Consider the following 25,293-nt stretch of genomic DNA (forward strand, 5'->3'; position numbering starts at 1 on the left):
CAAATTGATATGACCCCAATGCTTGATGTGGTCTTTATCATGTTGATTTTCTTTATTGTCAGCACCACCTTTGTGCGTGAATCTGGCTTGGATGTTGAGCGCCCTGATGCCACACAAGCCAGCGAGCAGCCCAGTCAATCTATTCAAATTGCACTGGCCGCTAATGGGGATATCTATGTCGATCGCCAGCATGTTGATATTCGTGAGTTGCGCGGTATTTTAACCCGCTTGCTGAGCCAGCAGCCCAATGCCAGTGTTTTGGTGCAAGGTGATGAAGCGGTTGCCCATGGTCGTGTTGTGGCGGTGATGGATGAAGCGAAGGCGGCGGGTGCAGCCCATATCGCGGTGGCCGTGGATGCAAACTGAGTTAGAAACCAGCCATTGTCAGTTGATTCGCCAGCAGCGACATGCTTGGGGCTATCGCTGGGCACTAGCGGGGCTCGGTGCGAGCGGTTTTGTATTGCTACTGCTGCTACTCATGGGTTGGCAAATTAACAATGATTTTCAGTATCAACGTGAGCCCGAGCGAATTCAATTTGATGTTTCAATGGCCGCCAAAGATGAGTCCATGGACTTGCGACAGCGTCATCTCCCTGAGCCACCCCCTAAGATTGAACCGCAAGCGCCGGTTGAAATGACCGAGATGATGCCGATCAAACCTGTGATGCCCAGCTTAAAAGCACCAAAGCCTTCCAACTTTAGTCCCAATGCCACGGTATCTGTGCTGGCGAATGTTGCACCGGGTAATAGTTATACTGCGCCTGTGAATACTGGGGTTGCGGCCATTGCTGTGGGGCAAATTCAACCAAGTCAGCGCGCCATTCCTATGTATCCAAGGCAAGCAAGCCGCCGCGGCATCGAAGGCTATGTCAAACTTGGCTTTAGCATCGATGAAGATGGCCGCGCGGTGGATATTCAAGTGATTGAGGCACAACCCAGAAATATTTTTAATCGCTCGGCAATTCAGGCATTGAAGCGCTCACGTTTTCCTGTCACGCGTTTGGATGAGCAAGCGGTGGTGGTGCCGAATCAGGTTCAGGTTTATGAATACAAATTGGAAAAATAAGCTTTATTGCCTGCTGTGTTGTGTATTTTTAGCCTTGCCTGTCATGGCCAAAAACTTATCGCCAGCCTTGGCAAAAAAGCTCAATGACACCCAGCTCGCACTGGAGAAAAAAGACTATCAACGCGCGCAAGCACTGCTTGGGCAAACACCACCAAGCAGTGAGTTTGAGCAAGCGTGGTGGTGGCGTATGCGCGGCGCTGTGGCTCAGCATCAAAATCAGCCAGCCTTAGCTTTGGATTATTTTCAAAAATCCGCATTGCTCAATCAGTTTGACGCTACGCCGATGCGACAGCTGTATCAGCTGGTGGGGGATTTATCCCTGAATCAAGAAAAGTACGACCAAGCGATTCGTGCTTATCGCGCTGCCAATGCTATTGAACCGCGTTACGCTGCATGGCGCGGTTTGGCACTTAGCCATTATATGAAAGCGGACTATCCGGCCACTGTCACTGCGGCGAAAAAAGCGATTGCCGGTCATCCATCCCCTGAAAAAAGTGTATTTGAAGTATTACTTGCGGCGCAGTATGAGACACGCAATTGGCCGGGTGTGGTGAAAACCACACAAGCGCTTTTAGCGCGGTATCCTGCGCAAGTCGATTGGTATTTGCAGCAAGCACAGGGCTGGCAATATCAGGGCCGATTAAAAGAAGCGACTGCAAGCTTGTTGACGGCGCGCGAGCAACAGTTACTCACGCAGGCCAGTTATTGGCGCTGGCTGGCTTATTTACAGCAACAATCAGGTGCACCTCTTCGCGGCGCCGAAACACTTGAGCTTGGATTAAAGCAGGGCGTGATTGCAAAAAATGTCGAAAGTCAGCGTATGTTGCTCAGCTATTATCAGCTAGCCAAAGCGTGGCAACGCGCAGAAGCGCCCCTGAGGTGGTTGATTGCCCAGCAAGGCAAAGGGAAAGATCGTCGCACATTGATTGAAATGAGGCTCACTGCACGAGATTGGCAAGGCGCGCTGAAAGCTGCTTATCAGGCTGAAAAAGCCGGCGTCTCATTTAGCGAATCCTTGTGGTTAAACCTAGGCTTTGCCGCGAATGAAATGGCTGATCAAGCGGCGCAGCGCTGGGCTTATCAAGGTGTTTTGGCTATAAATCCAGAATCAAAAATAGCGCGTCAGCAAATAGCGATACTGGATGGACGCTTAAAAAGTTAACTGATAAATCCGTTTAATCGCTTGTCACAGATAAAGAAAAAGCCACGTTATGCGTGGCTTTTTTATGCGCGTTATTTTCTGTTGAATCGCTTTATCGCTTTATCGCTTTATCGCTTTATCGCTTAGAGCAGGGGACCAAACAGGTAGAAGAACTGCTCAATGGGACGACAGACAAAATTGCGCTTTTTCCATGTCGTCAATTCAATGGGATTGGCTTGGGTTAAATATTCTTGCTGCACTGCGCACACGGTGGCACAAAACTCAGGGTCGTCCACCGCTAAGGTGACTTCAAAGTTAAGCCAGAAGCTGCGCATATCCAGATTCACCGTCCCGATAAAGCAATGGCTTTGGTCAATCATAACGCTCTTGGTATGCAATAAGCCGCCATAGAAGCGGTAAATATCGACGCCTGCATCCATCAGCTCTTCAAAAAATGAACGGCTGGCCCATTCCACCATTAAGGAGTCATTCTTATCTGGAATGATCAGCGTGACTTTGACGCCGCGCTGGGCTGCAGTTTTCATTGCTTGCAGCATATTTTCACTGGGCACAAAGTAGGGGGTGGTGATGGTAATACTGTGCTTGGCTTGATAGATACTCAGCAGTAGCGCTTGATGAATAATACCATCTGGCATACCAGGACCCGATGGGATCACCTGCACCGAATGGTTGGCATGAGGGTGAACTTGGCTATTGGTGGGGCAAACGGGCAACATTGGTAGGTTGCGCTTGCCCGTTTCTACTTCCCAATCCCAGGCTTGAATACAGTTCAGGAGGGGGACCACAGGGCCTGTGATACGCATCATCACATCGACCCATTGACCAACGCCGGCATTTTGTTTGAAAAAGCGAGGGTCAACCAGATTCATCGAGCCGGTATAACCCACTTGATTATCAATCACCACAATTTTGCGATGAAGGCGAATATCTAAGCGGCGGAAAAACATACGAAATGGGCTGACCGCTAGCGCTTCAACCAGCTCAATACCGGCATCTCGCATCACATCAGGCCAATGGCTTTTAAAGAACTCTCGGCTACCGGCGGAGTCGAGCAAAATGCGCACATCAACACCGCGTCGCGCAGCCTGAATACAAGATTGCGCCACACTATCGGCAAGACCGCCCGGATGCCAAATATAAAATTCCAAATACACACTGCTTTCGGCTTGATTGATATCGGCGCATAGGGACCGCAAAATATCTTCCGGCGTGTTGTGCAACGTTAATTGGTTTAGGGTGAGACTCGGGATCCCTAATCGCGCCTGACATAATTGGTGCACCGCGCGTATATCGCTGTGTTTGCGCATCGGTGAATGCTGCGTGCATTCAGCCAAGGTTCGAAACCAATTTTCATAGGGCGAAAACATCTGCTTTGCGCGAACGGCTCGCTTGTTGCCTAGCTTGAGTTCACCAAAGAGAAGATAGATCACCACACCAAACACTGGAATGATGTAAATGATTAAAAGCCAAGCGACGGATACACCCACAGCGCGGCGTTTGAGTACCACGCGAATGGTGACGGACGCCACGGTGAGCCAATACAGAATCAGCAGCGCAGAGATAAGAAATTGATAGAACTGAGACATCAAGTGCCTTTTTTAAAATGATGGTGATCAAAGACAACTGCATCTTAGCGCAATGCAATTGAGACTGTCAGGTAAAAGCAAGGTTCAATGCGTTTTGAACCGTAACATGAAATGATCGATTTGGTGTTTTTTTCAGCAAGAGGTGACGAAAATAGGAAAAAGTCGCCATTTTATAGATAAAAATAGCGCCTCTGCTTCACATTGTAATCACAACCTGTTTTACTAGCCATCCTATGAATACCAAAAGATATTTCTCATGCTGTAAAATATTTTTTACATGCGTGATGCTAAATACCTCACAATACATGGAATGATATATGGCAAGTAGTTCACGCGGACAGTTCACCACTCGGTTGGGCTTCATCTTAGCAGCAGCAGGATCAGCTGTTGGCCTAGGAAACATTTGGGGCTTTCCAACCAATACCGCAGAAAATGGTGGCGGGGCATTTCTTCTTATTTATTTGGCAATGGTGGTGCTGATTGCATTCCCTATGTTGGTGGCCGAATTAACCATTGGTCGTTATGGCCAATCCAACCCTATTGGTACACTGAAGAAAATTTGGAACGGTAAACCAGTGATTGCAATCATCTTAGGTGTCATTGCAATGATTGCTGCTTCTTTGATTTTGAGCTTCTACTCTGTTTTAGCGGGTTGGCTTGCAGGCCATGCCATCGCCCCTGTTTTAGAGCTCGTGAGTCTAGATAGCGCCGCTAAATGGTTGGTGACTGAGACGCTTGCGCGCAATATGTTTTTAACCGCGCTGTTTTCTTTGATGACAATTTATGTCGTTCAGCGCGGCGTTGCTGACGGGATTGAAAAATGGTCAACCCGCTTGATGCCTGTACTGTTTATTCTGTTCTTCGTAATGATTGCGTATATCTTCACGCAAGATGGGGCTGTGAAGGGTTTGAAGATGTATCTGATCCCTGACTTTTCGCACATCTCGCCGAAATTGATCATCGATGCTATGGGCCAAGCCTTCTTCTCGCTTTCATTGGGTGTGGGCACCATGATGGTTTATGGCTCTTACCTGAAAAAAGATGCCAACATACCGAAAACTGCAGGCCAAGTGGCAGCCATCGACACTGGTGTTGCGTTGACGGCAGGTTTGCTAATTTTGCCTGCGATGACTGTGGCGCAGCACAACGGTGTGCAGATTTTCAATGATAGCGGCGAGCTGCTTTCCTCTGGTGCCTTAGTTTTTTCTGTGTTGCCAAACATGTTCGAAACCATGGGGACGGCAGGTTTGTTCTTAGCTGCGATGTTCTTCGTTCTTATGGTGATTGCGGCGCTGACTTCATCCATTTCAATGCTCGAAGTCCCTGTGTCTTGTGCGCAAGAAGAGCTTAATAGTGATCGCTCTATTGCCACGTGGGTGATTGGTGGTGCGATCATGCTGCTTAGCTTTGTGATTTGTGCCAATACTGGCACCTTGATCGACTTGGTCGCATTGGTTTCGACTGTGTATATGCAGCCGCTGCTAGGTGCTGCGTGGGCGATTGTGCTGGGCTGGGTTTGGCATCGTAATGGTGTGCTCAAAGAGCTTCAGCAGGGTAATCCGGAGATTGAAAATGGTCTGTTTTGGAAGATTTGGCCTTGGTACGTCCGTTTCGTCTGTCCAATTGCAATCTTCGCAATCTTCGCATTACCATTTGTATAATTGATATCTGTACTAAAAAGGCAGCCATTGGCTGCCTTTTTTATTTTATTTCATTACCTTAGATTGCAGTTGTTCTCTTTTTCTGATGTAAAATAGCGGCGATATTGGGCATAAAAAAGAGGATGAGATGCCAGAAACAGCTGCGTGTGGATATAAGCAATATACAGAGTGTCTTAATGATTTGATGGACTACTTTATTCTGACGGATATTGAGGGACTGACGACTTACCAAGAGGAAGAGGGGCTGCAAGCTGATCTCTTGACTGAGTTTACCAGTAATGAAAGTGGTGACTGCGCGGTGGAATCGGGTGTCATGGTACCTTTAGCTGGCATTGAGAATTACCCCTATATCCTGTATTTCAACCTAGGTGTACATTCTGTTTTTGAACAGCGACATAGTGATCTGCAACATCGCCAATCTGGGTATGTGCTGCAGGTCGTCAGTGGTCGTGTTTATCTTCTCACCATGCCACTATTGCGTGATTGGCCGACCTTAAGTGCAGTGGTTGTAGCACATAAGCCTTATTTAGATATCGCTAACGGTTGGTACCAAGTAACCGTTCATATCGGCGAGACTCAGCAAGAGTCTGGCTGGGAGCCTACCTTAGAATTTATGTTTGAGCCTGTGGCGCAAAAGCCCGCGCTAAAGGCGGATATTAACTATCGCTATGGCATTGATGCGCGAGAATATTAGCGTGTTATCTCAGTGTATAGCAGACATAAAAAACCCCGCTTGGCGGGGTTACTTTTACTTCGCGTCAGATTTTTCTGGCTGAGGTTCTTCTTTGCGCTTGAAGCGCGTTGGTTTATAGCCGTGACGAACACGTGAACTCGTAGGGCGTGAATGAAAACCAACTGGTCTCATATTATTTTTCTCATTCCGGAACAGGGACAGGATGTGCTATCAGAGGTTGGATTTCACATGCAATCTCTTGAAGCGATTCCAGTGTAACGTGCCCTTGCTTTTTTTCGCAATCCTGTACAGCACAAAATGCTGCTATGTGAAAACAAAGTCTATTGAAGGTCTTTTAATAGCAAAAAGTTATTAGCATTCAATACCCACAACATAAAGATGGTCTAATTCATGCTTTGTGCTTGCGCGTAAACCCTCGTGAAATGGGGAGCTAGTTCACATTGCGTGAATGGCCTCCATTTTATAAACCCATTTATTCCAAAATGAAAGAGGTATCTCGTCAGTGACTTGTCAGTGCTTAAGTCACTGACGAGATGCAGCGGGTTGTGTTTACTTCGATACCGGTTCTCATATGGAAAGCTGCATGCTTTTCTCGTCTTTCTCACAAAAGTAAGCGTAATGCGCGAGCTTTTTTGATTGCGGTGTGATTGGTTACGAGAAATTGTTTTCTTATTTTTAATATCTGCTAGTGGTGATTGTTTTCATTGTTATATATGACGCTGATTGAATGCGCTTTAACCCTCAATTTCAAAAGGCGGTAGAGATGAAAGCAAGTCATTATGGTGCGGTATTGGTTCGGTTATTTGCTATGGCTCTGGCTTATCATGCTTTAGATCGGCTGACACTTATGATGCTGATGGGATTTGATAATATTAACTATCACAATGTTTGGAATATGTTTGTCTATCCCCTCATTCCAATCGTGATCGCCTTACTGCTTTGGTTTTTTCCGCTGACAGTATCTCAGTTTCTAGTTCGAGAGGATTTTGATCATCAAGTGGAGCTCATGAGTGTCGGTACCATTTTGATGGTGTTGCTATTGGCTGTTGGTATTTTTCTTTTGTATCACGCCATCATGAATGCACTATATTGGGTGGTCGTATTGCCATATCGCACACAGCTGGATGAATATGGTGTACCGGCGATCTCCTTTAGTCCTTTTGATATATCAAATATGATCGTAGCGGGTCTTGAATTGATTGTGTCTTTGTTACTGGTGTTTCGAGCGCGCTACTTTGCTCGATTGCTTCTTCGTGTTGTCCGTTGATGACGCTCGCATTGTATTAAAAAGGCCGCAATCGCGGCCTTTTGTTGTCATCCCTAAACCACCGCCTATGGCGGTGGTGATTGTCCCTTAGGGCTATTGCCCGTAGAAGTGCCCATGCTAGAAGAAAAGCTCTTATTCACCATAAGTAAGAGGTTTCAATTAACATGGGCGATTACAGAAGTTCATCACATGTGTACTGGCGTTGTAAATATCATATCGTATGGACACCAAAGTACCGTTTTAAGATTTTGAAGGGCAATGTAGGTAAGGAGCTTTATAGGTCGATTTACATTCTCTGCAACATGAAAGATTGCGAAGTTTTAGAGCTAAATGTGCAAGAAGACCACGTGCATTTAGTCGCAATCGTCCCACCGAAAGTATCCATATCGACGTTAATGGGCATCCTGAAGGGAAGAAGTGCAATTAGGCTTTTCAATAAATTTCCTCATATAAGGAAAAAGCTCTGGGGTAATCATTTTTGGTCTAGAGGTTACTTCGTAGATACGGTAGGTGTGAACGAAGAAATAATTAGACGGTATGTGAGACATCAAGATAAGAAAGAGCTGGAGTATGAGAAACAGCTTGAGTTGTTGAGAGATTAGCAGCGAGATCGCCCCCTTCTAGGGGGCTGATACTAAAACCGCCTTCTAAGAAGGCGGTTTTTTATTTTTATATCTAGAGATATTTTAAAACAGCACGGGGTAGAGCCAGCCGGCGAGCATGGCCATGGCAAGGATCACGGTGACAAAGGCGACAATCAGCTGAGTTTTAAATAGAGATTTTAGCAAAATCACTTCAGTGAGGCTGGCGCCTGCGCTGCCGATAATCAATGCCATCACGGTACCAAGTCCCATGCCTTTGCTGACCAAGGCAGCGCTTAGTGGAATCACTGCTTCGGCGCGAATATAAAGTGGAATACCGATAATGGCAGCAACCGGTATGGCAAATGGGTTGTTGTCGCTAGCGACCGATGCGATCCACTCTGTAGGTAAAAAGCCATAGATCAGCGCGCCAATACTAATGCCCAAAAGAAGGTAGGGGGCGACTTTAACAAAATCTTGCCAAGTGCTTTGCCATAAGCTGCGCCATACCGATACGGGCGCAGCTTTTGTGCTGCCATCTTTAGAACTACCACAAGTGCTCGCGCAGCAGCTTTGTACTGGTGCATAGACTTCTGGTTTAACAAAACGCTCAAAGCCCAATTTTTCCAAAATAAAGCCAGCGGCAATGGATACACCCATGGCAATCACGAAGTAAAATACCGTGACTTTTAAGCCAAGTGTGGCAGCAAAGAGCGCAATAATGATGGGGTTGAGCAAGGGGCTGGCAAAGAGGAACACCAAAACACTCCCCATGCTTGCACGGGCGCGCAGCAACCCTTTTAAAAATGGAATGGTAGAGCAAGAGCAAAAAGGCGTGATTGCGCCAAGTAATGCGGCAATGAAATAGCCGCGACCATTGCGACTGCTGAGGATAGCCTCAATCTTCTTGGGTGGAATTTTGCGTTGTAGCGCTGCAACCGCAAAGCTAATCAGTAAAAAGAGGGCGCTGAGCTCAATAGCTAAGAACGCGAAAAGCTTGAGGGTATCGACGATGGCGTCGTGATGGGTTTGAATCAAATCGAACATTGCCAAATCTCTATATTTCTGGAATAATCGAAATATAGAGATTATCATTGCAGCGGTCAAGATATTTCGATATAAACCGAAATATGGATAAAGTTGAAGCAAGACGTGAAGCAAAGAGAGGCAAAGCGATGGAGCTAGAGTTTGTAACCAAAGCCCTAAAAGAGTTGGGCCATGAAACACGGTTGCGATTGTATAAATGCATTGTGCGCGCGGGCCATCAGGGTATTGCGGTAGGGCAATTGCAAGAGTCGCTGGCGATCCCAGGCTCAACATTGTCGCATCATATCGCCAGTTTAGTTGCGGCAGATTTGGTTCATCAGCGCCGCGAAGGGCGGACACTTTACTGTGTCGCGCAATACGACACGCTTACGGGTGTGATTGATTACTTGCAGCAAGAATGCTGCGCAGATGAGTGCGAAGATTAATTCATGCATATATGGGGCAAGGCGTCAGCGAATCTGTTTTGAGCGTCCAGTCAGTCAATCAATAAGCCAATAAGCCAGTGAGCTAGCCGAGCGCAATGTGGCGATTGCGCTCAACAAAGATGATTTGCTAGTTCCTATTATTCGGGGCAACGGACATAGGTAAATGGGGTATATCCCGGATGTTTAATGGTTAGTTGATCGCGTTTATCGCTTAGCATCCAGTTCGATTTTTCCTGCCATGTTTCACCTTCACCGCTATAAATCATGGTGATGGTTAGTCCAATGTTGGTGAGCTCAATGTTGGCGGGTTTGGCAATGCTTTCATAGTACTGCACTTGGGTTTGTTGCACCTGCATTCGTGTTTCACTTTCAGCAAGCCTACACTGTTGCTCAGATTGATCCCAGATACCTTGATAGCTTTCTGGAAAAGTTGGGGTCGCTGCGAAAGCAGTTGCCCATGGGCTGAGACATAAAGCAAAAATCAGCGGACGCATGAAATCTCCATATTTTAAAATCAATCGAAATACGCGATGTGGTTATGCGCATAAGTGATGGCTACAATAGCTTGAATTATCTTTAGATTCATTGCTTTGCGCATAAGCTGGATTGGGTATCACAGCTGTCGATGTAACGTGTTTCTATTTTTCTATCGCCTAATCAGAAAAGCTCAGTAGCAGCACAGGCTGCTCTGCGATAACCTGTTTAAACACGGGGACCAAGGCTGGCATATAAGTTTCACTGCTCGGATTAAGCTTGCTGTACATGGTGACACAGAGTTGGTAAAGCGCGTCTTGCTCTGTTGTCGAGAGATTGCGGGTTTTGATAAAACCAATAAACATGGCACCAATGGCAAAGAGGTGAAGACCAAACTGCGTTTTCAGCAGTTGCGCTAAGCGCGCATTTTGCTGCGGGCTGAGGTTGTCGGTCCAATAGCCATTGGGGAATGCAGCAAGGCTTAAATGATTTTCTTCCACAGGCACCACAAACAGATGCGCTTCTTCAATATCCATGATGCGGCTTGGATGCTGGTAAAAAGCCAAGTAATCCTGCTCATGGCTGCCATATTCGCCAAAAAAATCCCAGCGCTCCACATAGAGGCTTTCTACGGGCGTTGCTTGCACTAAGCGGGCGAGATTTTGTTTGATCATCATAAACTGGAAGTGTTCTTCATCATCACCACAGTAGTCGCCTTGATCCATATCTTGTGCAAAGGCAGAGGTATCACAGTCCGTATTATCGTCTAAATTATTGGCGGAAATACTGTGCATTGAGGTGTAACAAGCCTGCGGGTAATCATCGAGCGAAAAGAGAATTTGCGCCTGTGGGTATCGCGCTTGTATCTGCCAGTATTGCTCACAAAACTCAGGCCAAGATGCCGGAATATTGGAAACCTCAGCGCAGCAACAGCGCTCTGCTTGCCATGGGTTTAACCAATTGAATTCCATCATGTTTTATCCTCATCAACAGTTGATAGGACAATATGCGTTAAATGATTAAAAATCAATAAGTTAATTTGATTTTTGAATGGTGGTGAAGCGAGGGGGATTGGCTTTGTGCGTAGGTTATATCGTGCTTTGAGCGCTTGGAACGTGCTTAGTAATTCAATTTACCGCGCAGGTTTTTCTTTTCGCCCTGTTTCTTTTTATTGTCGAGGCGCTTTCTGTGCACGCTTTTAGGAATCTTAGTGGGCTTTCGTTTCTTCGGTGTGACCAATACACTTTCAATCAGCTCGCGGAGGCGGCTGAGCGCTTCCTCTTTGTTTTTCAGTTGGGTGCGATGACTTTGTGCCTTGATGATCACTACGCCATCTTGGGTAATACGGCTGTCAGAAAGGGCAAGCAAGCGCGCCTTATAAAGCACAGGTAAATTCGAAGCTTGAATATCAAAGCGTAAATGAATAGCGCTTGAGACTTTATTGACGTTTTGTCCACCATTGCCGCTGGCGCGAATGGCTGTGAGTTCAATTTCATCATCAGCAATTTGGATCGTTCTTGAAATGGCTAGCATGGCAGGCTCCTTGATTGGTGCGCGATTGTAACAGCAATTGATTGCAGTGCAAATAAATTACAAATATATTCAATGTCTTATCTCAATTTTTGCAGCTATTTTTTCGGTGTTTTTCGTTAGATTTTGACCATTTTTTGCGTTTTGACAAAGTTCAGCTTGTCACGCGGTGTTAGGGTCATGACAGCGTCATTTTGCACAATCAACAATGCGCTTTGTGCCTCAAATTTTGCACCTAGCGCGAAAAGATGGAAAGGATGAAGTATGACCAAACGATATTTAGATTGCAGTGCATCGGAAATTGCCGAGCTTTCAGGTACTGATTTACTCAATTCCCTACGCATGAGCGAAGGGCGCATTATTGTCAGTGAGAGTATTGGTATGTTACAGCCGATGTTAGTCAGCGTGAGCAATGCCGAACTGGCTGCTAGCCAAGGCGCCGATCTACTTTTGCTCAATATGTTTGATTCACAAGCCCCTGTGATCAATGGTTTGCCCAATGATATTGAGCCTGAGCAGCTATTATCGATACTTGCAAGCTATACGGGTCGCGCGATTGGCGTCAATTTAGAAGCAGTGGATCCAAATTTTGCACGGACCCATGATGATTTTTGGCAAGTCTCACCTGGGCGTTTAGCCACTGGCGAAAATGCGCAAAAACTCTATGAGATGGGCGCGCGTTTTATTACGGTTACCGGTAACCCAGGCAACGGTGTGAGCAATGAGGCGATTACCCATAGTTTGCGTTTAATTCGCCAAACCATGGGCGATCGCATGGTGCTTATGGCTGGCAAGATGCATGCGGCTGGTATTTTGCGACAGGGCAGTGAGAAAATTATCACCAAAGCAGATATTCGAGATTTTGTTGAAAGCGGTGTAGATGTAGTACTCATCCCTGCGCCCGGTACCATTCAGGGCATCTCGCAAAGCTATGCCGCTGAGCTCATCGATTATGCCCATGAGCTAGGTGTCATGGTGATGACTGCCATTGGCACCTCGCAAGAAGGCGCAACGCCTGAAACCATTCGCCAAATTGCTTTAATGAGTAAAATGGCTGGCGCTGATTTGCATCATATTGGTGATACTGGCGCTGCTATGGGGATCGCAACGCCTGAAAATATTCGCGAATATAGCATTGCCATTCGCGGCGTGCGCCATACCTATGCACGTATGGCGCGTTCAGTGAAACGTTAAGCTAAATATTGTGATAAGTAAAATGCCCACGCAGTGGGCATTTTCTATATTGGAAAGCTGATGGGAGTTTACTTTGCCGAACTAATCATGACCAGTTCCCATTGAATGGTTTTCTCAATTCCATTTTCGAGTGAAACTATTTCTTTATATCCAAGTTCTTTTCTGATTTTAGATGAGTCAATGGTGAAGTGTTGGCTGAAATTCATACTGTTCATTTTATAGTTAACTAGCTTCACACTGCCATGCCAGTCTAATTTTTCAGCAATTAAATTGTGCCACTGAAGTTCACTTAACGATGTCCGTTCAGCTAAATTGTATACTTTTCTATGCTCTTTACTTTCCGTTGCTAACACAATGCCATAAGCAATATTCTCGACATAACCCTTAGAGAATTTCATGTTTGCTAAATCGCTTGGTATCTCTATAGATGCATCTTGGTTACGCATTGAAGAAACAATGTTCGCAAAACGTCTATTATAATCAGCTGGACCATATACCATGCCTAATCGCAAAATGATCGGGTCTATAATATGGCTTGATAGCGCGGTTTCTTCTACTAATACCTTGTCATAATCGTAAGCAAAGTCGCTATCTATCTTCCCTCTGTATGGAAATCGACTGCTGCGAATTTCAGCATTTTCATCTAGCGGTGTTTGGATGATGTTTTCTATTAATCCATTACATAAGATGTCATAAGCTTTATAGACATCACAGCTTGATATAATGATGACTTTGATTTTCTGATTATTTAATGCTGATTCTAAAGATTTTATGTTTTCCTTGCAGAGCGCTCTCATGTGAATGATAACATCAGGCATAGTTTCATTTATGGCTCGGGAAAGATCTGCCTTGTCATTATAGTCACCATGTATCTCGTTATATGAAATATTAGACTTGTTGGGTCTATGAAACACGGTGACATCATGCCCTCTATTTACTAGCTGTTTAGATACTTCAGCGCCAATGAATCCAGTTCCAGCAAGGATTAATATTTTCATATGCAATCTCATTATTGTGTGTTGCTGTTTTTTTAATCTTCATGTTAAATTTTAAGATGAATATATTGCAGTATTTAACTCGGCACATTAGACATTTTATGTTGGTCGTGAGTTATATGGCTCATCAATACATCATCTAATCTAGCGTGAAAGCCGAATGAAATCTTCAACTATGTACTCACTAAATCCGCATATTGGATTGAAACTATTCTGATTGTTGCGCTTATCTTTATTTTTGAACCGCATCATGTTCAGCGGCGTGTATTTTTATGAATTTTTATCGTAATTTACGAGGTCTTGCGCCATGTTCATTATCAAATTTCGGGCGATAATGAAGGTGAGTAAAACTAGAAATGGGGCATTTGGCCATGATTGAGCATGTGATCTTTGATGTAGGTAATGTGTTGGTGCGCTGGCATCCACAGCGAATTATTGAGCTGAGTTTTCCGCAGGAAGCTGATACTTTGGCATTGGCGAAAGCGGTTTTTGGTGACCCGATTTGGGCAAGTCTTAATGAGGGTAAATTGAGTTGGCTGCAGGCGCAGCAGGCTTATGCTCAAAAATTTGCTTGGCATGACGAGCAGATCAAAACACTGTTTTATCAGATCACTGCAACGCAGCAATTGCTGGTGGGCACAGTTGATTTAATGCGCCGGTTAAAGGCGGCTGGCTATGGCATTTATGGTTTAACCGACAATGTGGAAGAGATAGTCCATTACCTTCAATTACGTGATGATTTTTGGGCGATGTTTGATGGCGTGGTGACCTCTTATCAAGAAGGGGTGCTTAAACCTTCGCCACAAATCTATCAAGCACTGCAAACGCGCTATGGATTGAACCTATCGCACAGTGTGTTTATTGATGATATGCCTGCCAATGTTGAAGGGGCAAAAGCGCAGGGCATGCATGGGATTGTTTTTGTGGATTGCGGCCAGTGTGAGGCAGCGCTGCGAGATTTAGGGCTGCGATTTTAACGGGTTCTCGTCGTGGCGTTTTGGCGGATATAATGGGCAGGCATAAAAAAAGCCCTCCGAAGAGGGCGCAGAGGTAAAATATACAGCTTTATTATTGTTTTGGTTGAAGTTTTACAATCGTACCTTGGCTTAGTGCTTCGATATCATTGGCCATGTCTTGGGCGGTGATATCAGCTGGCATTTTGACACTGACTTGCGCGGTAAACATGGTGCCGGCAATGGCACCAAGGCCAAAACGATGACAGTCCATATCAATCACTTCAATATTGCGCTCATCAAGAATATGACTAATTTCTCGCACGATCCCCGGCCTGTCTTGCGCATCCACACGGAAACTGACTTCCGGTAAAGTTGCAAGCTCAGCTGACGCTAAATCGGTAAATTGCACCGTGAGTGTGGCTTGCTCGCTAAATGCGGCTTTCACGGTGTCGCAATTCTCTGAGGGAAGTTCGACTTTGATTACCGCCGCCACAGTGTCATCGACATAATTGACTTTACTCACCAGCCATTTACCCCCCTGCTCGTGGGTGATGTGAGCTAGTTCTTTAATTAAGTTGGGTGAGGCCTTACCAATAAAACTAACCAAAAAGACTGAGTTCATAAGCAACTCCTTAACTGCAACAGTTCAAATGTAGGCAATTCCCTCGCCGCGTAGAAAGTCACATATGGTTGTGTTTTCTTACTTTGAGTGTATGAAAAACAAGCGGAAAAAGTTTGGAGAAAGCTCAATTTAATGGCCGACTAAGGTGAATGAGTTCACAAAATCGTTCATTTTCAAAACAAAAAAAGCGCTGAGTCTCAGCGCTTTGTTCAATGATGGGTCACCAAAGTGATTTGAGTCGCTTTTACGCCATCTGGGAAAGCTTGGTTAGTCGGTCTTTGACTGGGCGCGCGTTGTCTTTTGCAAAGAGGGCGCACAGTTCAGCTGCGCTCATGGACTCACTTAAGATATCAATCAGCTTGCACCGTTGACCCACATAGAGCGATGGGATCGCAGAGGTTAATGCACCGCTGCGCGCCATATCGACTAAGGCAGGGGTGAGGCTATCTCGATGATATTTCACGGCCCAAAGCAGTAGATGCTGGCGGTTCACGTCAAGCGAAATTAATTGATCCATCAGCCATGCATAGGCTTCGCTACGATAATCATCCCTACGTGCTTCGAGCAAATCGGCTAAGTTCCACTGTCCGCAACGCACTTTCAACGCGCAGTACCCGAGTTCGATATTTTCAATCAACACCTTATAGCCACGATAGCTGTGGTTGGCGAGTAGGGTGAGCAGTTTTTTGCGACGCGGTTCATCGATATACCAGAGGAATTGTCCGACGCTATAGTTGTAACCGTAATTATCCAGATTCGGTTCTAGATTTTCTCTGATATAGCGTTGCATCATGAGCGCGACTTGTTGATAGCGCAGCGCTTCTTGTGCGGTACGTTCGCTTTCGCTTTCTTGCGCTGGTGACAGATAATCAAGGATTGCACGCTGTAGGCGTTCGATGCGCTCTGCTTTGCTTGGCATTTGTTGCAAGGCACCTATGATTGTCTGTGCATCGATGCTGTCGTCAAACAAGATAAATTCATGGCCAAGGCGCACGCTGCCATCTTCTGCGATAAGCCCTTTTTCGGTGATCAAAATGACATTGGTATCGCCCTGTTTTTGCGCAATGGTTGGGGTGCTCCAGTTCTTGTCGTAATCACTTTCAGGGGAGAAAGCGAGATCCTCATGGTAGCGAATATCGAGTTTATATTTTTCGGGTAATTCCTGAGTGCTGCCGCTGAAAAGGCACGCGTCTTTAAATTGCTGGGTTAGCACCCGTTCCCAGGAGTGCGTATTGAGCTCAATAAAGATGCGCAGTGCTCGCTCAAAGTCTGATTGCAAATCAAAGTTAAACTCGGGATAAGCCAGCGAGGCGTGGAAGTGGTAGTTCACCTTGACGCTTTCTTTGATGTAGTCCAAACCGCGCAGCAGTGCTTTGCTGCGGTTTACCCCCATTTGCGCAAACATGCCTGGATTTGGGTCGAGCAGGTTTTCAACCATATCTACTTGCGATAGATAATTGCTGGCGCGACTGTAACTCTCGACATTTTCTTGCAGCTCACAGGCAAGGGTAAAGGCTGAATCGATCCCTTGCTTGTTGAGTCCTTCATAAAACTCGATTTCATCCAGCACGTTGTCAAAATCCAGTTCATCGCCATCTAAGCGATGTACTTTGGCAAGATGGTGCACCATCTTTACGGGTGCCATGGCGACCATCAAATGCCATAAACGAGCGGCAATTTTGCCCAGAGGTAAGGGCAGTTGCTGTAGCCAGAAAAAGCAGAGGACAGCGCGTTGGTAGTCATCATCAAAGTCATGTAAAAAATGATAACTCGGCTGTTTTTCACTAATTTTGGCGAAATACAAGTTGCTGAAACGGTTAATTTCATCACGCAGTAAATAAGTGTTGAATAGGTCTATGAGCGCGTCTTGTGTCAGTTGTGGCGTGTCGGCGGTAAAGTAATCTTCAATGAGTGCTACTTGCTCTGGTGTGAGGCCATCGTCCTCATGGAAGCGATTGCCTAAAATGCGTGCATTTTTTAGCAAATATTGGCAAGCCGTCTGGAAGACACCCTGTTCAAGTAGTTCGATTTGCGCTTGGGTATACTCATCGTGAATGCGCGCATGAAAGTCTTGATTGAGCAGATAAGCTGCCAGGCTATAACGGCCTAAGCCTGTGACAGCGTCACCCCATGTGTTGGGCGCGCGCAGGCTGCGATCTTGAAAAATTTTATCAGCGCTATCGAGCATCTCACTTTCAAGTTTGTCGTCCATATCATCGAATTGCGAAAGCAGCAGTTCAAGGCGTCGGCTTTGCACTGCATTGGCGCCATTGCCGTCGCTGGCAGCTTCGTAGCGCTCACCATAGGCCGCTTCCGTTAAGATGGCTTGATACTCTTCATTGCCAGTCAATAGATCGCAGACCTCTGTAGGCATGGGTTGCTGACCCAGTAGATGATAAAAACAATCCACTAAGCGCAGCATGATCATGCTGTTTTGTAGGTGACGGCTGCTATCGAACTCCTCATTAATGCGAATACGAGAGATCAAACCATTGCAATATTCGGTGTCAAATTGGTCGGACTCCAGCATCAAGTCGCGCGCTAGGTGCTCGAGCACTTCATGAAGGTTTTCGCGCAGGATGTTGTTATCGCCCGGCCAATAACTGGCTTCATTGATCACATCATGCAGGGTGAGTGCATGGGCTTGGCTATGCTGCCAAATGTTGATGTTATTTAATTGCTCAAGAATTTCAGGATGTTCACCTGTATTGACGTAGTGCCCTAGTTCTTTGGCAAAGGGCAGCGACAAAATGAACTCATTCATCATTTTGATCGCGCCAAGCGGTCGATAGAGCGCAGTTTCTCGGATTTCGCGCGCTTCTTCTTTGGCATTGTCTGCGGCGATGTGGCCCGCATACACGCACAGTGGCGTGCTTTGGCTCGCTTCAATTGTGCGCTGCAGATCCATGGCTTCATTTTCAAGGGTGCTTGCCATAAATGGTGCTTCAAGCATTTGTCGCTGCGCTTCCTCTGCATCAAATTTGCAGAAGATTGGGAAAAGCGATTGATAGATGGAGAGTACAGGGGTCATCTCATCTAAATCATCATCTTCGTAAGTGGCTAGCATTGGCTGGGCAGCAAAACGCTCAATGATGAGCTGCTTAAAGCGCGGATAAATATCAGGATTGGCTTGTAGATATTCACCTAAAGGTTGCTTCTCTGGATGGTAATGATCCCAACTCATGCCATAGAAGGAAAAACGAAAGGCGAAGTTATCACACCATACAAAGGCTTTGAGCATGGCATCAGACCAGCCATTTTCATTCACCAAGCTGATAAACATTTGCTCATAACCCGTGGCATGCTCATCGTCCCAATAGGGTATAAAGAACTGAGAGAGATAAGTGGCATCTTGAGGATTGAGTCGAGCCATTAAATACAAGGCTTCAGCGCCAAATACGCGCATATCATCGACCCACATATCACTGGTGTCATTTTGATAGCGGGCAAAATCTACAATGGCTTGCGCGGTGCGGCGAATTTCGGCCATCAGCTCAGCATCATTTTGTGCATGCTCAAGCGCAAGGGCAAAAAAGATCACTTCTGAGATACATAAGTTGCGCTCAGGGGTGCTGATAGAGGTGCGCTTATAGCCGCCATCTGGGGTGCAATTGAGCGCATTGACAATGAGATCGGCGTATTCGCTGTCTTGAATTTGAAGGAATTTGGCTTCACCGCTGCTGATATCCTGAAAGGCGATATCAAATTGCGCCATACAACCATCTGAGATAAAGGCTTGATGGTTGTTCAGTTTATGTTGATAGCTAAGGAGTGCGTCGGTAATGCTGGCAGTTTGCGTGCGATCAAATGTGATGATCTGAGATTGAGAAAAATCGGACATTGTATCTTTTTGTTTTATAAGGGAATCAAATTCAAACTACGCTTTATTGTGATGAATATCAATAACTTCCATGCATTCTTGTTAAGCAAAACGTTTTCTTTGGCTTACAAATTTGGAACAACACTGGTCGAGCCACTGAAACAAAGAAGTTTCGACTGTTTCACATTCTCGACTCCTATTGAAACACTAGGATCAATACAAGCGGGATCCTATTACCAATCTTGCTGCTTAGTTGATTCATTTGCTGTTTGAGCTGGCGTCATGCCGTATGCTGAGAGACTGCAATGGAATAGAGATGTGAGTGATGGAACAGCCTGATTACAAAATGATAGAACAGGCCTTTGTTGAGGCCGGAACTGCTGCAATTGATGCTTTATCTCAATCTGCGCTCAATGATATTTATGCTTTTTGTTTCGATATCGATATCGAGCAAGGACAGTTTTCTATTGCGGCGAATGATAATGCCAATTATGAGGCACATTGCTTAGCCTATGAAGCGGAATGGGGCTATGTGGCAAGCGAGGATCGCGGCATAAAAAGTGTGCGATATAGTGCCGATGAGTTTGCTTGGTTTGCCTGCGATTGTGATAAGTTGGCGAAGGTTCGTCGACTGCTAGATGACTTGGCGCAGCAAATTTATGACTATCTCGACGAAGATGATTTTGCCGATGAGGCGCTTGCAGAGGTTTCGCATATTGAGGCCAAAGTACTTGAGACTGCGATTTCAGCCATCCACGCATTGAAAAAGCCGATGAAAACCTTGAACCAGTCTAATGATTTTATCGCTTTTGTGACGCAAAATGATGCGGATAACAGTGCGTTAAAAGGCTTGATGAAGGCAAGCCTTGGTGAGAAGGCATTTCGTAAACTCTTTACCGATGAGTGATGCCATGACGGTTAGTACCATCAGCGACTCAAAGCCTCGTTTCGACGGGGCTTTTTGATTGATTTGGACGTTGTTTTCAGTGGCTGAATTTCAAATATCAATAGGTTAAATATTTTATTTAATCGATATTGAGAATTTGTTTCATTCGCGTTCGTTGTTTTGCTAATCTTGGACCATTCGAAGTTGGCAGATGATGAGTCGTGCCATGATTATTCTTAATGATCATTTAGCGCTGATGAAATTGCGTCAAAAGCTTAACAAGCAGGGGCGCAAGCAAGCAAAATATCGTCGGAAAATAAGCAAGCTTTTGGTGGTTAAACCATCGGATGTAAAGCGCTTGCAAAAGCTTCAGTACAAACTTGAAAAAGCCAAGCGTAAATGGGCCAAAGCAAAACAGAAAATGCAGGCCATTATGCAGCAGTCGCTGGATCTGGTTTGGTCACCGTTAGCAAAAGCGCCTTTAGTGTCACAGGGCGTATTGCCAGGCGGACGACAAGCACCCGCACCGACCTTGCCTTTGTTGGCGTTATCAATTCATCCCGATCATGCGTTGGTGGCAATTGAAGAGCAGCCACAGCAAATTTTACTGACGATTCCGCTCAAATCGCCACCTTGTAAACGTTGTCCGGCCTTAAGCGGTGGTATTTGTGCCTGTGCCCAAAAACGCTTGGCCAAAAGCTATCAACCGCCAGAGGCCGCTTAAGACCGGCGTTATCTTTGCAGCCATCGACTAGGCTTTTTATAAGGCAAATCGATGTGGGCTTTGATATGCAATTGCTTGGACTTGATCATATAGTGCTGCGCACGGCTCAGCTAGAGACGCTACAGCGCTTTTATTTAGATCTTGGCTGTGAACTTGAGCGGCAGGTCCCTGAATTTGGTCTCGTACAACTGCGTGCGGGCAGTGCGCTACTAGACTTGGTGGATTGTGATGGCCCCCTTGGCCAAGAGGGCGGTCCGCCGCCCAATGGTAAAGGCCATAATATGGCGCATTTTTGTCTGCAACTGGCACCCATTGAACCGCAAGCGCTGCATCAAAAACTGGCGGAGCGAAACCTTACCCACCAACCTTTTATCCAACGTTATGGCGCAACAGGCTTTGGCGATTCTGTCTATATCTTTGATCCGGATGGGAATTGTATTGAACTCAAACCCCTATGTTGGCTACCTGAGTCTCAGCGCAAAGATTGAAATCTGAAAAATAGAGTGTGAGATGGCTACCAAAACTGATGCGCCAGCGGTGATGGTGGGGCGCTTTAATTTCTCCTCACTTGACAAAAAATGAGCGACTGATGAAAGTGAGCACAGAGAAATGGATGCCAAGGACGCAAAGGGATTCTCATGTTTATTCGAAATATGCTCGATAAAATTGTGTTTGGTGCTGCGCTACTTTTGGCGCTGCAGGTGCCGCAGCTGGTCAAAAGTTACCAACAATTTATCGCTGGCTATTACACAGCGACAGCCGAGCAAGTGGCAGCTTTTGAAACTATCGCCACACAGCATGGTTTTGATAGCTTACAAGCGATGATTGATGCACATAAGCAAAATGAAGACTTGAGCGTGCAGTCCGATGCATTTCATAAGCAAGATACCTTCAATCAATATCAAGACTTACAGGTACTCACCCAGCATTTTGATGGGAATAATTTGCTGATGCAGGTATGGCAAATGGTTCAGCCGCATCGCCGGGCTTATTTAGAGCAAGCTGTGAGTTATTTCTCGCCTGGTTTACCCATGAGCCTTGAAGGTTTGTTGTTTGGCTTTATTGGCGGCATGCTGCTCAATTTAATTGTGATGAGCCCGCTCTATAGTCTGTTCTGGTTATGGGGTAAATGGCGCCGCCGAGCGCCGAAAGTTAAACCACGGCCTGAGACAATGCGTACCGAGCCAACATTGAATCGCGCATAACCATGCTTTGACATGCTTGAAGAAGTAACGCATGAATGAATGTATGAATTGAGCGCGCTGATGTGATGACACGAAAGCTATGACACGAAAAAGCCTTCCCGATGGAAGGCTTTTTATCATCAGTGCGAACTAATCGCTTTCGCAACTTATTCTGATTCTGGCAAATACCAGTACCCTAAATTACAAAGCTCAGTAAGCAGCGCAATCAAGTCTGAATTTTGACAAAGACCGGCTAACTGAGCGCCACTGAAATAGTGGTTATCACAAAGTAGGGCAGCAACCGTCTCGCAACCTTCAGGGAGGCGGTAGCTGTCACCATGAATAAATAGGGTTTGCGGTGCGTCTTGATGGTAGAGGGCTTTGAGGCCCGCAACACGTTCAAATACCGCGCCTTGAAGTAGGCTTTGCTGCAGCTCTTCGGCTTGCCAGAGTGGATCTGCAGGAATGATATCTAACTCATGACGCGCTTGACTGAGTTGCTCTCCGAGCCATTGGTCACGCATGCTTTGGTTGTTGAGCAAAGACATCAACAATGCATCGAGCTCTTGACGATCGCTGTGGCTGATCATCCCGTGTTGATCGCGCGTGGCAAAACCCGTGCTATGTAGATGTTTATCGCCCAAATCATTGGCCAAGATATGGTCTGCAAAGCCGCTCAATAGCTCTTGCGCTTTCGGTGAGCGATAGCCTACTGAATAGCTTTGTGCTTGGGTGAGGCTTTTGCCTTCGTGTGGGAAACCCGGTGGAATATACAAAATATCACCCGGCTCTAGCACGGTATCAATGATCGCATCAAACCCCGTAATTTGGCGCAAACCAGTTTCATGATTGGCATCTTGATAGTCGCCTAAATCGCCGACACGCCAGTGACGTTTACCGCTGCCTTGGATGATAAATACATCATATTGGTCGATGTGCGGACCAACGCCACCTTCGGGCATCGATAGGCAAATCATGACATCATCAAATAGCCAGTTTGGTAGTTTTTCAAAAGGTTTAGCTAGCGCTTGAAGGCCATGGTGCCAATGGTTGGCGGCTTGAACAATCAGTTGCGAGTGGGTGTCGCTCAACGCGCTAAAATCTTCAAATGGGCCATGAAAAGCTTGCCATTGATTGTTGGCATTTTTGACCATGCGTGAGTCAATTTCAGACTCCATGGCAAGACCGGCGATTTCATCGGCACTAATGGGATCGACAAAGTTGGCAAAACCTTGACGAATGACGGTTGGCTTTTGGTGCCAAAACTCAGCAACAAACTGGTTTAAATCGAAATTAAGGCTGTACATCAATATTGTTCTTATGGGGTGTGGCCGCGCATCATAGCATCGGCACATGGAAATAAAAAAGCCCAGCATCGCTGGGCTTTGGATTTGACTTAAAGTAGGTCGGTCAATTTCACCGCATCGCCAATGTAGTTGGCTGGAGTCATCTGCTTCAAGCGCACTTTTTCATCTTCTGGTAGCTCAAGGCCATCGATAAAGGCAGCCATGCCAGCAGCGTCAACACGTTTACCACGGGTGAGCTCTTTGAGCTTCTCATATGGTTTCTCGATGCCATAACGGCGCATCACAGTTTGGATTGGCTCTGCCAGTACTTCCCAGTTGTGATCCAACTCGTTGAGTAGCGCATCACTGTTTAGCTCAAGTTTGCTGATGCCTTTTAGTGTTGAGGTATAAGCGATGATCGCATAACCACAGCCCACACCAAGGTTGCGCAATACGGTTGAGTCAGTTAGGTCACGCTGCCAGCGTGAAACAGGCAATTTTTGAGCAAGGTGGGTAAAGATTGCGTTGGCAAGACCCAAGTTACCTTCCGAGTTTTCAAAGTCGATTGGGTTAACTTTGTGCGGCATGGTGGATGAACCAATTTCACCTGCAATGGTGCGTTGTTTGAAGTGGCCTAGTGCGATATAGCCCCAAACGTCACGGTCAAAATCGATCAGAATGGTGTTAAAGCGTGCAAAGGCATCAAACATTTCCGCGATGTAATCATGCGGTTCAATTTGCGTGGTGTACGGGTTCCAATCAATACCAAGTGAGGTCACAAACTCTTGGCTATATTGGTGCCAGTCAATTTCTGGATAAGCAGAGATGTGCGCATTGTAGTTACCTACGGCACCGTTGATCTTACCAAGGATTTCAACAGCAAGAATTTGCTTGTATTGACGTTCCATACGGTAGGCCACGTTGGCCATCTCTTTACCCATGGTGCTTGGTGATGCAGGCTGGCCATGTGTACGAGAGAGTAATGGCATGTCACGATATTGCTCTGCCAAACCACGGATTGCATCCATCAGGTTGCGGATCTCTGGCAGCATCACGGTTTCGCGTGCTTCTTTGAGCATCAATGCGTGTGAAAGGTTGTTGATATCTTCTGAGGTGCAAGCAAAGTGAATGAATTCATTCACTGCATGCAATTCAGCGTTATCAGCGACTTTCTCTTTGAGGAAATATTCAACCGCTTTGACGTCGTGGTTGGTTGTGCGCTCAATCTCTTTGATGCGCATGGCATCTTGCTCGCTGAAATTGTCAGCGATGGCATTCAGGAAAGCATTTGCTTCGTCGCTAAACGCGGGAACCTCAGTGATTTCTGCGGTGGCGGCAAGCTTTTGAAGCCAGCGGATCTCAACAATAGTGCGGTACTTCAGTAGACCAAATTCACTAAAAATGCTGCGAAGTACAGCGGTTTTGCTTCCGTAGCGACCGTCTACTGGGGATACAGCAGTCAATGCTGATAGTTCCATTATGGTGTCTCTCCTGAGTTAAATTAAAGTCGGGCTAAAAGAATGTTGGCTTGCTGCACGATTTTGCTACGGCCAAGAAGAAGTTGGCGGCGTTTGCCACCGACTTGACGCCATAACACTGTGCTGCGAATCCCAGCGAGCAGTAGGGCGCGCACTTGATTTTGTACGCTTTGTTTTTGTAGCTGAGCTGGGGTTCCTGTGACTTGAATGCGAGGACCAAGGGGGCTAATCACATCCACGTAAATACTTGCGAGGTTATTGATATAATTCTCGTCAAGTAGCTCATAATGTTCGCGCTGGTACTGTGCCATTTGAATGCGCTGGCCAAGCTTTTGCATTAGCTCAGGTTGGCTGCTGAGTTTGCGCTCAAGGGCAATGAGACTGACGACATAGCGCATCAATTCATTGGTTTCTGACGAGCCGCTCATGCCGTTGGTGAGTACTTTTAAACCGCTGCGCAAATCGCGCTCTTGGCCGTAAACCTCAAGGGTATTGGCAGGATTGGTATTTAAAATACTCGCCAATGTAGCGCTTAGCGCTTGTTCATCACAGCGCCCTTCACGCGCTGTGTCTTGAACCAGTTTTGCGGCTTGGCAAATCCCTGCAAAGGCGAGGGTGCGATCATAAAGGGTGTGGGCCACGCTATTTTGCTCCT

Annotated in this window: 25 protein-coding genes; 14 read left to right on the forward strand and 11 right to left on the reverse strand. The window is 46.1% G+C overall.

Features of this window, described 5'->3' with window-relative positions; translation table 11 throughout:
- Positions 1–9 precede the first annotated feature (9 nt).
- Genes L9P36_RS05885 through L9P36_RS05895 form a run of 3 tightly spaced genes read left to right on the forward strand, consistent with a single transcriptional unit; the run spans position 10 to position 2,228 of the window.
- On the forward strand, positions 10–366 hold the full coding sequence (locus L9P36_RS05885; RefSeq protein WP_435532766.1) for an ExbD/TolR family protein: 357 nt from the start codon (positions 10–12) through the stop codon (positions 364–366).
- Positions 356–1,066 carry a TonB family protein gene (locus tag L9P36_RS05890; protein WP_237465718.1) on the forward strand — a complete coding sequence of 237 codons (711 nt, stop codon included), beginning with the start codon at positions 356–358 and terminating at the stop codon, positions 1,064–1,066. The genes L9P36_RS05885 and L9P36_RS05890 overlap by 11 nt, the downstream gene beginning before the upstream one ends.
- The gene (locus L9P36_RS05895; protein WP_237465720.1) at positions 1,044–2,228 is read left to right on the forward strand and encodes a tetratricopeptide repeat protein; all 1,185 of its coding nucleotides are present in this window, start codon (positions 1,044–1,046) and stop codon (positions 2,226–2,228) included. Before L9P36_RS05890 ends, L9P36_RS05895 begins: the two co-directional genes overlap by 23 nt.
- Positions 2,229–2,350: 122 nt before the next feature.
- On the opposite strand, the gene cls is transcribed toward L9P36_RS05895, so the two are convergent.
- Positions 2,351–3,814 (reverse strand): cardiolipin synthase, encoded by a 1,464-nt coding sequence (gene cls / locus L9P36_RS05900; RefSeq protein ID WP_237465722.1) that lies wholly within the window; start codon positions 3,812–3,814, stop codon positions 2,351–2,353.
- Positions 3,815–4,131: 317 nt separating this feature from the next.
- On the opposite strand from cls, the gene L9P36_RS05905 reads away from it, so the two are divergent.
- From L9P36_RS05905 to tnpA, 4 genes are all read left to right on the forward strand, one after another.
- Positions 4,132–5,475 (forward strand): sodium-dependent transporter, encoded by a 1,344-nt coding sequence (locus L9P36_RS05905; RefSeq protein ID WP_237465724.1) that lies wholly within the window; start codon positions 4,132–4,134, stop codon positions 5,473–5,475.
- A gap of 127 nt (positions 5,476–5,602) precedes the next feature.
- Positions 5,603–6,169 (forward strand): hypothetical protein, encoded by a 567-nt coding sequence (locus tag L9P36_RS05910; RefSeq protein ID WP_237465726.1) that lies wholly within the window; start codon positions 5,603–5,605, stop codon positions 6,167–6,169.
- 763 nt (positions 6,170–6,932) lie between these two features.
- Positions 6,933–7,436: a hypothetical protein gene (locus L9P36_RS05915; protein WP_237465728.1), complete on the forward strand. Its 504-nt coding sequence runs from the start codon at positions 6,933–6,935 to the stop codon at positions 7,434–7,436.
- A 164-nt stretch (positions 7,437–7,600) separates the two neighbouring features.
- Positions 7,601–8,038, forward strand: a complete 438-nt coding sequence (tnpA, locus tag L9P36_RS05920) for an IS200/IS605 family transposase (protein WP_237465730.1) — start codon at positions 7,601–7,603, stop codon at positions 8,036–8,038.
- An 84-nt stretch (positions 8,039–8,122) separates the two neighbouring features.
- Here the strand turns inward: tnpA and L9P36_RS05925 are convergent, their stop codons facing one another.
- The gene (locus tag L9P36_RS05925) at positions 8,123–9,064 is read right to left on the reverse strand and encodes a permease (RefSeq protein ID WP_237465731.1); all 942 of its coding nucleotides are present in this window, start codon (positions 9,062–9,064) and stop codon (positions 8,123–8,125) included.
- Between the two features lie 128 nt (positions 9,065–9,192).
- Between L9P36_RS05925 and L9P36_RS05930 the strand changes: the two genes are divergently transcribed.
- On the forward strand, positions 9,193–9,489 hold the full coding sequence (locus tag L9P36_RS05930) for an ArsR/SmtB family transcription factor (protein WP_237465732.1): 297 nt from the start codon (positions 9,193–9,195) through the stop codon (positions 9,487–9,489).
- 137 nt (positions 9,490–9,626) lie between these two features.
- Here the strand turns inward: L9P36_RS05930 and L9P36_RS05935 are convergent, their stop codons facing one another.
- The 3 genes from L9P36_RS05935 to arfB all read right to left on the reverse strand — a co-directional run bounded on the left by L9P36_RS05935 (position 9,627) and on the right by arfB (position 11,496).
- Positions 9,627–9,983 carry a hypothetical protein gene (locus L9P36_RS05935; RefSeq protein ID WP_237465733.1) on the reverse strand — a complete coding sequence of 119 codons (357 nt, stop codon included), beginning with the start codon at positions 9,981–9,983 and terminating at the stop codon, positions 9,627–9,629.
- Between the two features lie 159 nt (positions 9,984–10,142).
- Positions 10,143–10,937: a hypothetical protein gene (locus tag L9P36_RS05940; RefSeq protein WP_237465734.1), complete on the reverse strand. Its 795-nt coding sequence runs from the start codon at positions 10,935–10,937 to the stop codon at positions 10,143–10,145.
- Between the two features lie 145 nt (positions 10,938–11,082).
- Positions 11,083–11,496 carry an alternative ribosome rescue aminoacyl-tRNA hydrolase ArfB gene (gene arfB, locus L9P36_RS05945; RefSeq protein WP_237465735.1) on the reverse strand — a complete coding sequence of 138 codons (414 nt, stop codon included), beginning with the start codon at positions 11,494–11,496 and terminating at the stop codon, positions 11,083–11,085.
- 261 nt (positions 11,497–11,757) lie between these two features.
- Between arfB and L9P36_RS05950 the strand changes: the two genes are divergently transcribed.
- Entirely contained in the window at positions 11,758–12,687 is a 930-nt protein-coding gene (locus tag L9P36_RS05950) for a DUF7916 family protein (RefSeq protein ID WP_237465736.1), read from the forward strand.
- Positions 12,688–12,755: 68 nt separating this feature from the next.
- On the opposite strand, the gene L9P36_RS05955 is transcribed toward L9P36_RS05950, so the two are convergent.
- Complete coding sequence (locus L9P36_RS05955) at positions 12,756–13,685, reverse strand: NAD-dependent epimerase/dehydratase family protein (protein WP_237465737.1); 930 nt, start codon at positions 13,683–13,685, stop codon at positions 12,756–12,758.
- A 368-nt stretch (positions 13,686–14,053) separates the two neighbouring features.
- On the opposite strand from L9P36_RS05955, the gene L9P36_RS05960 reads away from it, so the two are divergent.
- Positions 14,054–14,659, forward strand: a complete 606-nt coding sequence (locus tag L9P36_RS05960; protein WP_237465738.1) for an HAD family hydrolase — start codon at positions 14,054–14,056, stop codon at positions 14,657–14,659.
- Between the two features lie 91 nt (positions 14,660–14,750).
- Here L9P36_RS05960 and L9P36_RS05965 read toward each other — a convergent pair whose 3' ends face one another.
- Positions 14,751–15,260 (reverse strand): glycine cleavage system transcriptional repressor, encoded by a 510-nt coding sequence (locus L9P36_RS05965; RefSeq protein WP_237465739.1) that lies wholly within the window; start codon positions 15,258–15,260, stop codon positions 14,751–14,753.
- A gap of 244 nt (positions 15,261–15,504) precedes the next feature.
- On the reverse strand, positions 15,505–19,101 hold the full coding sequence (locus tag L9P36_RS05970) for a hypothetical protein (protein ID WP_237465740.1): 3,597 nt from the start codon (positions 19,099–19,101) through the stop codon (positions 15,505–15,507).
- Positions 19,102–19,405: 304 nt separating this feature from the next.
- On the opposite strand from L9P36_RS05970, the gene L9P36_RS05975 reads away from it, so the two are divergent.
- The 4 genes from L9P36_RS05975 (at position 19,406) to L9P36_RS05990 (ending at position 21,895) form a co-directional block, all read left to right on the forward strand.
- Positions 19,406–19,987 (forward strand): DUF4303 domain-containing protein, encoded by a 582-nt coding sequence (locus L9P36_RS05975; RefSeq protein WP_237467871.1) that lies wholly within the window; start codon positions 19,406–19,408, stop codon positions 19,985–19,987.
- Positions 19,988–20,192: 205 nt separating this feature from the next.
- Complete coding sequence (locus tag L9P36_RS05980) at positions 20,193–20,690, forward strand: hypothetical protein (RefSeq protein ID WP_237465741.1); 498 nt, start codon at positions 20,193–20,195, stop codon at positions 20,688–20,690.
- Between the two features lie 65 nt (positions 20,691–20,755).
- Positions 20,756–21,178: a VOC family protein gene (locus L9P36_RS05985; RefSeq protein WP_237465742.1), complete on the forward strand. Its 423-nt coding sequence runs from the start codon at positions 20,756–20,758 to the stop codon at positions 21,176–21,178.
- A gap of 150 nt (positions 21,179–21,328) precedes the next feature.
- The gene (locus L9P36_RS05990; RefSeq protein WP_237465743.1) at positions 21,329–21,895 is read left to right on the forward strand and encodes a DUF2937 family protein; all 567 of its coding nucleotides are present in this window, start codon (positions 21,329–21,331) and stop codon (positions 21,893–21,895) included.
- Between the two features lie 146 nt (positions 21,896–22,041).
- On the opposite strand, the gene L9P36_RS05995 is transcribed toward L9P36_RS05990, so the two are convergent.
- From L9P36_RS05995 to hflD, 3 genes are all read right to left on the reverse strand, one after another.
- Positions 22,042–23,181 (reverse strand): ribosomal protein uL16 3-hydroxylase, encoded by a 1,140-nt coding sequence (locus tag L9P36_RS05995; protein ID WP_237465744.1) that lies wholly within the window; start codon positions 23,179–23,181, stop codon positions 22,042–22,044.
- 89 nt (positions 23,182–23,270) lie between these two features.
- Positions 23,271–24,638, reverse strand: coding sequence for an adenylosuccinate lyase (gene purB / locus L9P36_RS06000; RefSeq protein ID WP_237465745.1), 1,368 nt, complete (start codon positions 24,636–24,638; stop codon positions 23,271–23,273).
- A 23-nt stretch (positions 24,639–24,661) separates the two neighbouring features.
- Positions 24,662–25,279 (reverse strand): high frequency lysogenization protein HflD, encoded by a 618-nt coding sequence (hflD, locus tag L9P36_RS06005; RefSeq protein WP_237465746.1) that lies wholly within the window; start codon positions 25,277–25,279, stop codon positions 24,662–24,664.
- Positions 25,280–25,293 lie beyond the last annotated feature (14 nt).

It is taken from the genome of Vibrio stylophorae (assembly GCF_921293875.1).
Lineage (GTDB): Bacteria > Pseudomonadota > Gammaproteobacteria > Enterobacterales > Vibrionaceae > Vibrio_A > Vibrio_A stylophorae.

Excerpts from the sequence above, each read along its gene's own strand:
- L9P36_RS05885 (WP_435532766.1), top strand. The coding sequence starts at position 10 with ATGACCCCAATGCTTGATGTGGTCTTTATCATGTTGATTTTCTTTATT.
- L9P36_RS05890 (WP_237465718.1), top strand. The coding sequence starts at position 356 with ATGCAAACTGAGTTAGAAACCAGCCATTGTCAGTTGATTCGCCAGCAG.
- L9P36_RS05895 (WP_237465720.1), top strand. The coding sequence starts at position 1,044 with ATGAATACAAATTGGAAAAATAAGCTTTATTGCCTGCTGTGTTGTGTA.
- cls (WP_237465722.1), bottom strand. The coding sequence starts at position 3,814 with ATGTCTCAGTTCTATCAATTTCTTATCTCTGCGCTGCTGATTCTGTAT.
- L9P36_RS05905 (WP_237465724.1), top strand. The coding sequence starts at position 4,132 with ATGGCAAGTAGTTCACGCGGACAGTTCACCACTCGGTTGGGCTTCATC.
- L9P36_RS05910 (WP_237465726.1), top strand. The coding sequence starts at position 5,603 with ATGCCAGAAACAGCTGCGTGTGGATATAAGCAATATACAGAGTGTCTT.
- L9P36_RS05915 (WP_237465728.1), top strand. The coding sequence starts at position 6,933 with ATGAAAGCAAGTCATTATGGTGCGGTATTGGTTCGGTTATTTGCTATG.
- tnpA (WP_237465730.1), top strand. The coding sequence starts at position 7,601 with ATGGGCGATTACAGAAGTTCATCACATGTGTACTGGCGTTGTAAATAT.
- L9P36_RS05925 (WP_237465731.1), bottom strand. The coding sequence starts at position 9,064 with ATGTTCGATTTGATTCAAACCCATCACGACGCCATCGTCGATACCCTC.
- L9P36_RS05930 (WP_237465732.1), top strand. The coding sequence starts at position 9,193 with ATGGAGCTAGAGTTTGTAACCAAAGCCCTAAAAGAGTTGGGCCATGAA.
- L9P36_RS05935 (WP_237465733.1), bottom strand. The coding sequence starts at position 9,983 with ATGCGTCCGCTGATTTTTGCTTTATGTCTCAGCCCATGGGCAACTGCT.
- L9P36_RS05940 (WP_237465734.1), bottom strand. The coding sequence starts at position 10,937 with ATGATGGAATTCAATTGGTTAAACCCATGGCAAGCAGAGCGCTGTTGC.
- arfB (WP_237465735.1), bottom strand. The coding sequence starts at position 11,496 with ATGCTAGCCATTTCAAGAACGATCCAAATTGCTGATGATGAAATTGAA.
- L9P36_RS05950 (WP_237465736.1), top strand. The coding sequence starts at position 11,758 with ATGACCAAACGATATTTAGATTGCAGTGCATCGGAAATTGCCGAGCTT.
- L9P36_RS05955 (WP_237465737.1), bottom strand. The coding sequence starts at position 13,685 with ATGAAAATATTAATCCTTGCTGGAACTGGATTCATTGGCGCTGAAGTA.
- L9P36_RS05960 (WP_237465738.1), top strand. The coding sequence starts at position 14,054 with ATGATTGAGCATGTGATCTTTGATGTAGGTAATGTGTTGGTGCGCTGG.
- L9P36_RS05965 (WP_237465739.1), bottom strand. The coding sequence starts at position 15,260 with ATGAACTCAGTCTTTTTGGTTAGTTTTATTGGTAAGGCCTCACCCAAC.
- L9P36_RS05970 (WP_237465740.1), bottom strand. The coding sequence starts at position 19,101 with ATGTCCGATTTTTCTCAATCTCAGATCATCACATTTGATCGCACGCAA.
- L9P36_RS05975 (WP_237467871.1), top strand. The coding sequence starts at position 19,406 with ATGGAACAGCCTGATTACAAAATGATAGAACAGGCCTTTGTTGAGGCC.
- L9P36_RS05980 (WP_237465741.1), top strand. The coding sequence starts at position 20,193 with ATGATTATTCTTAATGATCATTTAGCGCTGATGAAATTGCGTCAAAAG.
- L9P36_RS05985 (WP_237465742.1), top strand. The coding sequence starts at position 20,756 with ATGCAATTGCTTGGACTTGATCATATAGTGCTGCGCACGGCTCAGCTA.
- L9P36_RS05990 (WP_237465743.1), top strand. The coding sequence starts at position 21,329 with ATGTTTATTCGAAATATGCTCGATAAAATTGTGTTTGGTGCTGCGCTA.
- L9P36_RS05995 (WP_237465744.1), bottom strand. The coding sequence starts at position 23,181 with ATGTACAGCCTTAATTTCGATTTAAACCAGTTTGTTGCTGAGTTTTGG.
- purB (WP_237465745.1), bottom strand. The coding sequence starts at position 24,638 with ATGGAACTATCAGCATTGACTGCTGTATCCCCAGTAGACGGTCGCTAC.